The sequence below is a fragment of the Paenibacillus sp. 2TAB23 genome, from assembly GCF_052115165.1.
Lineage (GTDB): Bacteria > Bacillota > Bacilli > Paenibacillales > Paenibacillaceae > Pristimantibacillus.
In genome coordinates this window covers 1-323 of sequence record NZ_JBFRGD010000098.1, presented here as the reverse complement: position 1 = coordinate 323, position 323 = coordinate 1, and the positions used below count along the sequence as shown (strand labels likewise).

General features: G+C 52.3%; 1 pseudogene. It reads left to right on the top strand.

The features are described 5' to 3' along the window. A pseudogene (locus AB4Z29_RS32465) lies at positions 1–323 on the top strand (hypothetical protein); the annotation flags it as partial.

The following is a 323-nucleotide window of genomic DNA, read 5'->3' as shown; positions in this document are numbered from 1 at the left end:
GAAGGCGACATCGTGAACGTATACGGCGTAGCAACAGGCGGCACGGTACTTGAGACTGCAACGGTAGCAGAAGGCGCAACGGAAGTAACAGTTTCCAAAACGGACCTGCTTACGGCAACAGGCGGTACGGCTTACGTAACGGTAACGAAAGCGAACAAGCTGGAAAGTACTCGTACGGCTGCGAAATATATCACTGAGCCTGTATCGGCAGCACCGGCAGCAGCCACGATCACGGCAACGAACAACAAAGTAGGCGTAAGCGATACAGTGGTTGTTACAGGCCTAGTAGAAGGCGATGTAGTCAATGTCTACAAAGCAGCAAC